The sequence below is a fragment of the Noviherbaspirillum sp. genome, from assembly GCF_035944575.1.
GTDB lineage: Bacteria > Pseudomonadota > Gammaproteobacteria > Burkholderiales > Burkholderiaceae_D > Noviherbaspirillum.
The window spans coordinates 1-11275 of record NZ_DASZBA010000002.1 but is presented as its reverse complement, the minus strand read 5'-3'; the positions used below and the strand labels follow the sequence as shown (position 1 = coordinate 11275).

The 11275-nt window shown below is 58.8% G+C and carries 10 protein-coding genes; 3 read left to right on the top strand and 7 right to left on the bottom strand.

Annotated features, from left to right (window positions below):
- The coding region (locus tag VGU61_RS00065) for a hypothetical protein (protein ID WP_414691569.1) at nucleotides 1-712 on the bottom strand (712 nt) is incomplete at its 3' end.
- Complete coding sequence (locus VGU61_RS00060; RefSeq protein WP_326857035.1) at nucleotides 709-1509, bottom strand: hypothetical protein; 801 nt, start codon at nucleotides 1507-1509, stop codon at nucleotides 709-711. The genes VGU61_RS00065 and VGU61_RS00060, both read right to left, overlap by 4 nt.
- A gap of 372 nt (nucleotides 1510-1881) precedes the next feature.
- Here VGU61_RS00060 and VGU61_RS00055 point away from each other — a divergent pair, with 372 nt between their 5' ends.
- From VGU61_RS00055 to xopAJ, 3 genes are all read left to right on the top strand, one after another.
- Nucleotides 1882-2064, top strand: coding sequence for a hypothetical protein (locus VGU61_RS00055; protein ID WP_326857034.1), 183 nt, complete (start codon nucleotides 1882-1884; stop codon nucleotides 2062-2064).
- A 391-nt stretch (nucleotides 2065-2455) separates the two neighbouring features.
- Nucleotides 2456-4123, top strand: coding sequence for an MBL fold metallo-hydrolase (locus tag VGU61_RS00050; RefSeq protein WP_326857033.1), 1668 nt, complete (start codon nucleotides 2456-2458; stop codon nucleotides 4121-4123).
- Nucleotides 4124-4512: 389 nt separating this feature from the next.
- Nucleotides 4513-5817, top strand: coding sequence for a XopAJ/AvrRxo1 family type III secretion system effector zeta toxin (gene xopAJ, locus VGU61_RS00045; RefSeq protein ID WP_326857032.1), 1305 nt, complete (start codon nucleotides 4513-4515; stop codon nucleotides 5815-5817).
- 49 nt (nucleotides 5818-5866) lie between these two features.
- Here xopAJ and VGU61_RS00040 read toward each other — a convergent pair whose 3' ends face one another.
- The 5 genes from VGU61_RS00040 to VGU61_RS00020 form a co-directional block, all read right to left on the bottom strand.
- Nucleotides 5867-6196, bottom strand: coding sequence for a cupin domain-containing protein (locus VGU61_RS00040; RefSeq protein ID WP_326857031.1), 330 nt, complete (start codon nucleotides 6194-6196; stop codon nucleotides 5867-5869).
- A 121-nt stretch (nucleotides 6197-6317) separates the two neighbouring features.
- Nucleotides 6318-6521: a hypothetical protein gene (locus VGU61_RS00035; protein WP_326857030.1), complete on the bottom strand. Its 204-nt coding sequence runs from the start codon at nucleotides 6519-6521 to the stop codon at nucleotides 6318-6320.
- Nucleotides 6522-6554: 33 nt separating this feature from the next.
- Nucleotides 6555-7556, bottom strand: a complete 1002-nt coding sequence (gene pip / locus VGU61_RS00030; RefSeq protein WP_326857029.1) for a prolyl aminopeptidase — start codon at nucleotides 7554-7556, stop codon at nucleotides 6555-6557.
- A gap of 213 nt (nucleotides 7557-7769) precedes the next feature.
- The gene (locus VGU61_RS00025) at nucleotides 7770-9218 is read right to left on the bottom strand and encodes an App1 family protein (protein ID WP_326857028.1); all 1449 of its coding nucleotides are present in this window, start codon (nucleotides 9216-9218) and stop codon (nucleotides 7770-7772) included.
- A gap of 211 nt (nucleotides 9219-9429) precedes the next feature.
- Nucleotides 9430-10980: an alpha-amylase family glycosyl hydrolase gene (locus VGU61_RS00020; protein WP_326857027.1), complete on the bottom strand. Its 1551-nt coding sequence runs from the start codon at nucleotides 10978-10980 to the stop codon at nucleotides 9430-9432.
- Between the last annotated feature and the right edge of the window lie 295 nt (nucleotides 10981-11275).

The following is an 11275-nucleotide window of genomic DNA, read 5'->3' as shown; positions in this document are numbered from 1 at the left end:
CGATACGCTCACGGACGGTGACGACCGCGCGGTGGCTGAAATCGCCTGACGCCATGCGCGTCATCAGCTCGGCAATTTGGCGCATCGGACCGGAGAAGTTGCGGGAGATGACGAACAGCAGTATCTCGAACGCGATCAGCATGCTGGTCAGCAGGATGATGCCGATGTCGTACCGCACTTCGCTGATTTTGGATGCGATGAAACTCTGATCGACGCCAACATGCAGAACGCCGACCATCTTGCCTTGATGGCGAATAAATGCCGGCGTATCGACGTAGGATTTTTCCTTCGTTTCCGTGCCTTGCTGCGCTTCGTGCGTAACGACATGCCGGATATTCGCGTCTGCCGTCCCCGTGATCTTGGGCAGCGCGCTTCCCGCAAATTGCTGGCTGATTCCGCTCGCCACGAGCACGGTGCCGTCCGGCGCCGTAATCGCGAGGAATCCGATGTCTTCGTTCTCTTTCAGAATGTCATTGAAAAAGTCGTCCACGCCCTCCAGCCGGTTGAAGGGGATACCATGGTCCAATGCGCGGGTGATCTTGTCGACCACCAGTTTGCCGACGGTGGTGGCTTTCCGATCCAGTTCCGGCGCAACCTTTTTTTCGATGACCGACCAGGCGAACAGGGAAATGGCGCTTTGGGACACGAGCAGCACCAGAAGCGCAAAAATGAAGAGACGCCTCACCGGCATCGTGTACAGCGCATGCTTCATGATTGCTTTCCGGTTGCTTCGGCGCTGAGCCTGGTCTTCAGAATTTTCTGCGTGCCCGCGAGGTCCTGCATGGCGGCGCGAGTGGATGTCACCACGCTGTCGATGAGCGCATCAGCTTCTGAACCGCCTTTGGCCGCTGGCGTATGAGGCTTATCGTTGGTGATATTCCGCAGTGATTGTTCGATCCGTGTCAGCTTGCGGTTCGTCTGGATGACGATCAGGCTGATACCGAGCATCGCGACCAGGCCGGTCAATATTGTGCCGAGGACGGCGGCAAGTTTCAGTGATTCGGCAACGGAATCAACCACTGAATCGTGGGCTTTTCGGGAGTAGCGAAGCGCCATTCCGCCGGCGTCGATCCCGATCACGCTTGCTAGGCTTGTCCCGACGACAAGCGCATCTTCCTCCAGAAGCTGCCAGTCCCGCGCTTCCTTGGCGCTCGCTGCGGATCTCCACCCGGCGGGGATGGCATTGGAGGGGAGTGGCTCGCCCGTATGGAACACCACGGTGCCGCTTTCATCGTACAGGCTGATCGACAGGATGCTTGGATCGGATTTGGCTTCCGATTCGATTACTGCCTGCGCGTTGGCCAATCCTTTCAGCGCCAGGCCAAGACCAAGGCCGGTTTCCAGATTCGCCCGCAAATCGCTTACGACGAATCGAATGCGGGATCGTTCCAATTCGCTAAAGGTACGTTCGAACTTCCCCAAGTTGAGAAATGCCGTTAAACCGATCGCCAATGCAGAAATAATGACAATCGGCGCGGTAATCTTGATGCTCAGTCCGGAGATCACCATGATGAATTCGGGTTCTTATAATGGTCGGATCGGGAGTTCAACGTTGCCTATGCGAACCGGCAAACGTTGCTGCTCAGAATCGGCAAATTGTACAGCGGAGGTTGCACAAGCGCAAAAAGATAGTAGTTTTTTTATTGAAATTCAATTACTTGGCGAATGTTGTACGGCGCCACTTATATGCAAAAATCTGATTACGCCAAGTAAAAAGTCTCGGAAAACGGCGTCAAATGCAGCCTATCGCCTCTGGCGCGATTGCCATCCACTTACGTTATTTGATCGGAATCAATCCTTTTTGCACCGTTGTGCAAACGCAAAAGCTTCCATAAGGGAAGGGCTAGAGTGTTACAAACAGATACACCTAGGGAGTGAGCGATGGAAGATGTCGAGAACAACTTTGCGGTGGTCGAACTTTTCATCCGCTGCTTTTTTATCGTGCTGTCGATCTACGTGATGGCGTCTGTCGCCGTTATCATCCACTGGCTGTTCAAGCAGGGGCCACGCATTACCGCGCAGGTCCAGGCGCTGGAGCCATCGGGAAGACAGGTGACAAAATAACCTGAAAGCCTGAGGATACGAGGCGATTACTAGCGCTGCAGATTTCCCGTACATTGCCTGCCGGCGACGCCATGGGCGTTGCGAAGCACTGATTATTTTGACGGAGCCGAGTGCAATAATGCGCTCCCGCGCAAGTTTGGACCTGCCAAATCGAATGGACGTCCAAGCCTGCCGCCTTCTTAGTCTGCGACGCTTGGATGCTGACTCGGAATTAAGGCAGCGCCAAGCCTCTGAAATGGAATCCGATCCCGCTCAACGCCTCGACCGGCGAACCGCCGGATACACGTTTCCATACGGGGGCACCGGCAATGGCCCGTCGAAGTGGTCCCGGATGCGATTTGAAAAGCTCATTTACAATCGACTCCCTGACCATTCGTCCGAGAGCCAGAGTATGAAAGACGTGCCCGTTGCGCCCCGTCCAGCCGCGACCTTGATACTGGTGCGCGACAGCCCGCAAGGGCCGGAAACATTCATGATGCAACGCACGCACAAGGCCGCTTTTGTTCCCGGCGGCTATGTCTTCCCGGGAGGCGCGCTCGATGCCGCCGATACGGATGCATATTTCGCAAATTGCCACGCCGGCATGAATGACGCGATAGCGAGCAGCCTTCTTGGGGTGGAGGCTGGGGGTCTGGCTTATCTGGTTGCTGCGATCCGGGAGTGCTTTGAAGAGTCGGGTCTTCTCCTGGCGCGCGACCGGGGCGGCGAGATGGTGAAGCTGGCCGGGCAACCGGAGGAACCGGAATACGCCGTGCTTCGCAAGCAGCTCGCGGCGGCGGAACGCGATTTCGCGGATGTTTGCCGCTCACGTCATCTTGTCCCCGCATTCGACAGCCTTGCATATTTCGCGCACTGGATCACGCCTGCCGGCGTGCCGCGTCGCTTCGATACCCGTTTCTTTCTCGCCGTGGCCCCCGAGTCGCAAACGCCCGCGCATGATGACGGCGAAACCATCGCGCACGAATGGCTGCGACCTGCTGACGCGCTGTCCCGCCATCGCGCCGGCGAACTCGACATGATGTTCGCGACCGTCAAGACGCTGGAGCTGCTCGGCAGATTCGACAATGTTCAGGACCTGTTGCAGCATGTGCGCTCGGTTCAATCGGTGCCGGTCAATCGACCACGCGTATCGACCGGAAGCAAGGGACGCCGGGTCCTGCTGAAGGGCGACCATGCGTACGCCGAGGTCGGCAAGCTGGACCCGGCGGGTACCGGAAAGGCATCAAGCGAGATCCTTCCTGGCGTCGCCACCCTGCTGTCGGAGCGGGTGGCGCGTATCGCCGCGCCAAATCCAGGCTTCATGACCGGACCCGGCACGAACAGCTATCTTATCCAAAGCGGCGAAGACTTTGCCGTTATCGATCCGGGCCCTGCAGTGAACGAGCATGTCGAACGGTTGCTGGCTCATGCGAACGGACGCATCCGCTGGATATTTACCACCCATACCCATCTGGACCATTCGCCTGCCGCGGCGCTGATCAGGGAGCGAACCGGGGCGCGGCAGATAGGCATGCCGCCGCCGGACCACGAGCGGCAGGACAGGGGTTACTTCCCGGATACCGTCATTCGGGACGGCGACCGCATTCCGCTTGGAAGCTGCACCCTGCAGGCAATACATACGCCTGGCCATGCGTCGAATCATGTCTGCTATCTGCTGGAAGAGGAACGGCTGCTGTTTACCGGCGACCACATCATGCAAGGCTCCACCGTTGTCATCAATCCGCCGGATGGCGACATGCGAGCCTATCTCGCTTCGCTCGCGAAACTCAAAGCATTCGATGTCGAGTATCTCGCGCCCGGCCATGGTTTTCTCATGGACCAGCCACATGCTGTCGTAGACCGCATCACCGCGCACAGGCTGACGCGCGAGAAGAAAGTGCTGGCGGCCCTGCGTGATGCCGGGCAGGCGACCATGGCGGAACTGCTTCCGATCGTGTATGACGACGTCGCGAAAGAAAGGTACGCCATGGCGGCCCGGTCCTTGCTGGCGCATTTGAACAAGCTAAAGGACGAAGTACAGGTAGTCGTCAGGGAAGAGCGGTGGTCGCTCGCGGAATGAAAGTCCCTTTGATTTCACGACCGATCCGCCGGCCGCCCGTCGCCGGTGGCCACTCCGGACGCGCATTCGTACTATGCGCGTCCACAGCCGCCTCCAATACTGTTCAATATCCTGCTGTGTCGACTGCATCACTGGATAACCGGTCAGGATGAGCATGCCCGGGATAGTCGTGTCCCCGGCAATTTCCTGTCACAACCGCCATGCCATCGACGGACAGGGTACGGCGGAATCGCGCTTGCGGTCACCGTGTCTTCGGATCCTATACCTGTCATGCCGGACGAACGTCGCCAAAGGCAACGGAACCTTTCCCTCTGTCGCGTCACTTATCCGATTCGTTCCCGGGAGCGTCCATGGGCGCCGCCGGGCATGCAAAGGAAAGAGACAAACCATTGAAACTCCCACTGAACACAGCTATTTCCGCCGCCAGGGCCATCACAGCAGGTGTCCTGCATTCCCGCCCCGTCGTCCGGACGCTTGAGCGGGCCGAAGCCCGCGCATCTTCTGGCCATGTCATCCTGAACGAACAGGGAGCGCGGCAACGCATTCTCGACGTTGTGCGGGGCAGGACCGGCCACATTCCCGACACAGGGCAGAAGGAAGGAAGAACAGCCAACGCGCGGCGCTTTTCCACCCTTCACACAAACACGCCGGACGAGGCGACAGATGCGCAGACGCATGACCGAACGGCAACGCCGGAATCGCCATTTCGTCGTCCGACCTCCGACGCGCTATATGCAATCGGTCCGCTTCCGGAGGCGCGCAATGCGCGCTGGGACTATCTTCATCATCCTGAAAACTGGGTCCCGGAACGACGCCGCCTACAGGAGACTCTGCTGGCAGATGCGGTCCGGAATGCACTCTCGTTTGCCGAAGCCGTGGTCGACAGCGGCAGGCCGCCGGCGGTCTTTGCGCTGCGTGGGAACACGGCAGCAGGAAAGACCAGCACGGTGAAAAAAACGATGCCCATGCTGGCGGATGCACTCGAGAAATGCGCTAACGGCGCTGTGAACCCGGATATGTTCAAGCCGCGCTTGCGTGCGCAGGGCGGCGTCAGGCTGAGCATGAGTGCGGTACATACCGAGTCGTGCGTCCTCGCGGACCGACTGATGGAAAAACTGATTCCGCTGAAAACGGTCGATGGCTCACCGGCCAGCATCCTTATCGACAAACGGCTCGCAGAAAAGGAGTCAGTCGCCAAATACGTTTCCCTCGCCACGACTACAGACCGTCAAGTGCTGCTCTCCGACATCGATGCGCCACTGGAGAAGTCGCTCGCAAGGGTGCTGGCACGATCGCCGTCCGGCGATCATCCGGTTCCCCCGTTCAGCGCCGTCAGCGAAGGTTTTACAAACGTGCGCACCAACCGCGCGGCCGTTGTGGACCTGTTTGTCAAAAGGCCGGAGCTGGCGCAGTATCAACTCATCGGAACCGCCCGGACAGGCGAACATGTGAAAGTCGCGGCGGTCGAACACGGCGATTTGACGATCGAGCATGGCGACTTATATTCCGAGCTGATCAAGCCGCCCGCCGATGTGCCGGAGCGCATGGCCAGGGAGCGCATCGATGAACGGACCATCGATGCGCTTACCCGTGATCTGGAGCCGGAGCATGCCGAGCACCTTCGTGCGGCACTCTCCCGGTATCTTGGACACACTTGGGCGCAGGCGCTGGACGCGCACAGCGAAAAGACCTGAACGGGATTCAAAGAGTCCGTGGTTCCGAATAGGCGGGCGGTCTGATGCGTCAATAAAATACCGCAAGCCAGACCGTATCGGTGTCCGGACTCGTCCAATCGACGCGGTGACGGACATCGGCAGGAATATCGACATACATGCCCTCGGTGAGGCGGATGGTTCTGTCACCGCCGTCAACATTTTCGACACGCAGTTCCGCCTCACCCTTGACGACCATTACCCACTCGTTCTCTTCCTGCTGATACCAGAAGCCCGGGGGTGAGCACTGCCCGCGCGAGACGATGCGCTCGATTCGGATATGGCTAGCCGTGACCAGGCTTTCGCTGATCTCGGCCGGCAGCAAGGCAGGGATGCCTCCCAGGATGTCGTGTGCGTTCACGGGTTCAGGCGCCTCCAGGTAAGGAATGGAGCCGTATTCTGACAGAAAGCATCGGCGCCAGGACAGCACCTGCCCCAAGCGAAATGTGCATGCTTGCGTTCGATTGTGCGGACCCGGTCCGCTATGCAGCTCCGGCCGTCTTGTCCGTGACTTCAACACCAGCGACAACGGGACGCCTTTCCACCGGTTTGTGGTCGATTTCGCAGTGGTCGGCGTCGGCCGTCGCCACGCACGCCTCGAAGGCGTCTGCGATTTGCACCACGTCGAAAACGTAAATGGTGTCGTCAACCTGAACTTCTTTTGTCGATAGTCGTACTGTTGGCATGCATCTATTCCTTTGTCTGTACTAAGTTTGAATTTATACCGGTCCTGAAGCGTCGAGCGTGGCCGCATCGAACCGCCGTTCACGTTTGAACTGCTCGATTGCCTGAATGACCTTCTTGCGGATTCCCGGTTCGGAAGGGGAGTGTCCGGCGTCCGGAACGATGTGCAGCACCGATCCCGGCCAGGCCTTGTGTACCCGGTATGCCGATTCCGGCGGCGCGATCACATCATGGCCGCCCTGCACGATCATCAACGGCAAATGAGCAATGCACCCGACGTTCGCAACGAGCTGATCCGCATCGAGGAACATCCGGTTGCGGAAGTAGAAGGCATCGAGCCTTCCAACGCCATAGACCACCGTGTCATCCTTCGAAGCCTCCTCGACCAGCTCCGGATCATGGCGCAGCAGCGAGCAGGCCTCGGTGTATTTGAACCAGAATCGTGCCGCGGTCATGCGCTCATCCGGGTCATCGCCGAACAGCCGTTTTTCATAAGCGGTCAGCAGATCACCTCTTTCCTGTTCCGGGATTGCATCGGTAAAGTCGGCGTATGCCTTTGGAAAAAACCGCCGCATGCCGTACAGGAACCATTCGATTTCATAAGGTGTGCCGAGAAAGACGCCGCGCAGGACGAATCCCAGGCAGGATTCCGGATGGGTTTGTCCATAAGCGAGAGACAGGGTTGTGCCCCATGAACCGCCGGCAAGCAGCCATTTGTCGACGCCCAGCGTCTTGCGCAGCGCCTCCATATCCTTGACCAGCAACTGCGTGGTGTTGTCGCGGACCTCCGCCAGTGGCGTGGAGCGATACGCGCCGCGCTGGTCGAACAGGATGATGCGGTAGGCATCCGGGTCGAACCATTGCCGCTTCTCCGGCGATGATCCGCCGCCGGGGCCGCCATGCACATAGACCACGGGAATACCATCCGGATTTCCGGATTCCTCCCAATAGATGGTGTGAAGATCGTCGACAGCGAGCATGCCGGTACGGCGCGCTTCGATCGGTGGGAACAGCGAAAAGTCAGGTGAAGGATTCATCGTGAATTTATCGTTGGAAAGCTGGCCTGCTTCCGGCAGGCATACTTAAGTGAAGCTTAGACGCAGACAGTGGCTGCCCATTAAAAAATCCAAATTCATGAAAAAAAGATTGCTGCGATTCGAAGCGCAACAGGATGCATGGATTCAACAGGCAAGATGCCGATAAGCGCAGCATTGATTGCCGCCGTGAAAATGACATGATGTGCCGAGCCGCTACGATGCAGGGTTCGTGCCAGCCTCGTCCATTTTTGTCTCGGAACGAACATTCGCCATGCCGTCCACCCGGATTAATCCCTCGCCAGCGGCGTGCGCCGCTGCCGCTATGCTGTCCGGGGCAAGGATCAACTGCGCGCCGGAGGCTCGTACTTCATCGATCAGGTGATCGAGTGCTTCGATACGCGCCGGGTCCGGATTGACGTTGCGTATATAGATGACGCGCACCTGCTTCGGATGCCGCTTCACGATCTCGGCATAGATCTCCGGGTCCTGTTCGCCGCTGTCGCCGATGAGGACAAAAGGCAGGTGAGGATAGAAGCGCAGAATGTCTTCGATCTTGTCGAGCTTGTGCGTGCGATGCCGGCCCGGGCCGAACAGCTTGCGCACGTCCAATTCCTTGAGCATGAGCGGACCGACGGGAATGTCCTGTAGCCGCAAAAATTCCACCAGCGGGGTGAACAGATGCCAGGGACTGCTGGAGACATAGAAAACAGGATTGTTTTCGTTCCCTGCGGCACCATCCCGCAGCGCCCGGTAGAAGGCGGCAACGCCCTTGAACGGCTTGCGCGTATGCGCGTTGGAGTGCGCGAGCATGCGCAGCATGTTCAGCTTGTTGGTGACATTGGTCCACAGGACCGTGTCGTCGATATCGCTGATGACGCCAAAGCGTGCCGTGGAGGACGGTATCAGGACTTCCGCCGTGGCCCGGACCGGAACGCCGTTTTCCGGAAGGGGTTCCATCAGTTCCAGATCGACGGTATGCCATCCACTCCCGGTCAGCGGCGGTACCGGGGCGATCTCGAACGAGAAGTAGCCGCCGCGGTCGGTCACGGTTTCCTGGATGACCTTGCCGAACCTTGCACGGATACGGGCGCCTGCAACCTCGTCGGATTCCAGCCGTTTGTACAGATGAACGAAGTTGCTCCAGCGGCTGTCGTCGCGGGTTTGCTGGCCGAGGCCCTCGTCTTCCAGCAAGCGGCCACGTACCGACATGCGTTGCGGATTACCGTACCCGAGATAGGGAATGATGAGCAGTCGGCCGGTGGGACTGATGTTCTTCGCCAGATGGCGCAGAGCTTGTCCTGCCAATGTGCCGGCCGTCTTTGCGAGCCGGTGATGAAACGCTTCATTCGTCGGGTCGGTTGCGGCAAGGTATGAGGTTTCAGTGGGGACGTCGCCGCTTGAGGCCGGTGGCGCGGATGCGTACTCCACCCAGACCGGTCCGCCGCCATCCTGTTGCACGGACTGTGCCGCGGCGTGCATGCTCTGTTCCGCATCCGGATTTACGGCCAGCGGGAGGATATGGATGTCTGCGCCCGTCAGCCGAAGCCGGTCGATTTCCTCGGGCGACAGCAGATCGGGCGGGATGTACAACGAGGTGCCGGACAAGCCGGTTCGTGAAGCGATATCGTCGAAACCGGCTCGTGTCAGTAGCAAAAACCGCATGAGCCTTCCCTGTATGGACGCATCTTCCCGTACCGACCGGCACGCGCAAAGGCCCGGCGGGACAGGGTTGGTTTATCGTGCTTTGATCTTCCGGGTCGATTGTATCGTTGAGGATGTTGCCGGCGGGCGGATACTGCAACCGGCTTTGATCTCGTTCAGAAGTGCCCGCCGCCCCTGCCTGTTTCCGCAATGAACGAAGCGTCCGCCGCGGTCATGCGCGCAGGATAGCGAACCCGCTTACATCCAGTCTCACTGTGCGGCTATCCACTTCCGACCGGCGGCTGAACACGATGCCGGTATTGTCCACCGACGATACCTTCTTTGGCACGACATCCATATTAAACAGGCAGACCATCGAATCGTCGCCGTGACGGCGGGCAAACATCAGCACGCCCTCCGGTGCATCCAGCAGTTCGATATCGCCTGCACGCAACGCTGGATGCGCATTGCGAAGCGTGATCATCTCGCGCGCAAAACGGAGTACCGAATCAGGATTCGCCTCCTGGCGCTCGACATTCATCTCGATATGCACCGGGTCCACCGGCAACCAGGGTTCCGCGCTGCTGAAACCGCCGTGCAGGGCGTCGGTCCACGGCATCGGCGTGCGGCAACCGTCGCGGCCCTTGAATTTCGGCCAGAAGGAAATACCGAAGGGATCCTGTATGCGTTCGAAGGGCACGTCCGCCTGCGGCAAGCCCAGCTCCTCGCCCTGGTACAGGCAGATGTCGCCGCGCATCGAAAACAGCAGGGCGAGCATTGCCTTGGCGGTCTCGTCCCGGTCGCGGCCGTTCTGCCAGCGTGATGCGACACGTGGCTTGTCGTGGTTGCTCATCGCATAGCAGGGCAGGGCCGGCGTTTTGATGCTTTCCTCCAGGGTCGTGATGACCTTGCGTACATAGGCGTCGCTGCTGTCCGGCTGCATGAGCGCAAAGCTGTAGGCGGAATGCAGGCGGGTCTTGCCGGTGTACTGGCCCATCAGCTTCAATGCATCATGCCCGCCGACTTCCGCCAGGCTGAACGCGCCGTATGCGTCGAGCAGCTTGCGGATGCGTTCCAGGAAGGGCAGCATTTCCGGCCTTGCCTGGTCGTACACGTGGAGCTGGAAACCGTAGGGATGCAGTGCGGCACTGGTATCTTCCCGCGGCGGATTATTGCGCAGCGCCTGGTCCTGGAAGATGTGATTGCAGGCATCGAAGCGGAAACCGGACACGCCCATGTCGAGCCAGTAATCCATCTCCGCCAGCACTGCGTTCTGCACATCCGGGTGGTGCATGTTGAGGTCCGGCTGACTGGAAAAGAAGGAATGAAAGTAATACTGCCGGCGTTCCGCATCCCAGCGCCATGCGGGGCCGCCGAACACCGAAACCCAATTGTTCGGCGGGCTGCCGTCCGGTTTCGGGTCGGCCCAGAGATACCAGTCCGACTTGCCGTTTTCCTTGCCGCGACTCTGTTTGAACCAGGTGTGTTCGTCCGAGGTGTGGGAAATCACCATGTCGACGATGACGCCGAGTTCTAGCGCCTTGGCGCGCTTCATCAGCTTCCGGAAATCGTCCATCGTGCCGAAGATCGGATCGACGGCACGGTAATCCGATACGTCGTAGCCGAAATCCTTCATCGGCGATTTGAAGAAGGGACTGATCCAGATTGCATCGACCCCCAGGCTCTTGATGTAAGGGAGCTTCTGTTCGATGCCTGCCAGGTCACCAATGCCGTCGTTGTTGGAATCGCTGAAGCTGCGCGGATATACCTGATAAATGATCATGGGCGTACTCGTAAAACCTGTCACGACAGGAAACGTGACGATGTACGCAACTATCTGTTGCCGACAGGAATTTCGCAATGTCGGTAAGGCAAGAATGTGCCATTTTGTTTCGCACAAACAACCACTGTTAATGTGAATCGCGGGAGAAGACCGATTTTTGCGCTGCAAACAATGCAACTTTGCGATTTCTGAATGTTTTTTTGAGAACAAATGCGATGACGGCTGCTCTATCAAAAATGACACACCCGCTCGTCATGCGTATGCGAACGGCCATTCATTCCAAAGGACCCGGTTG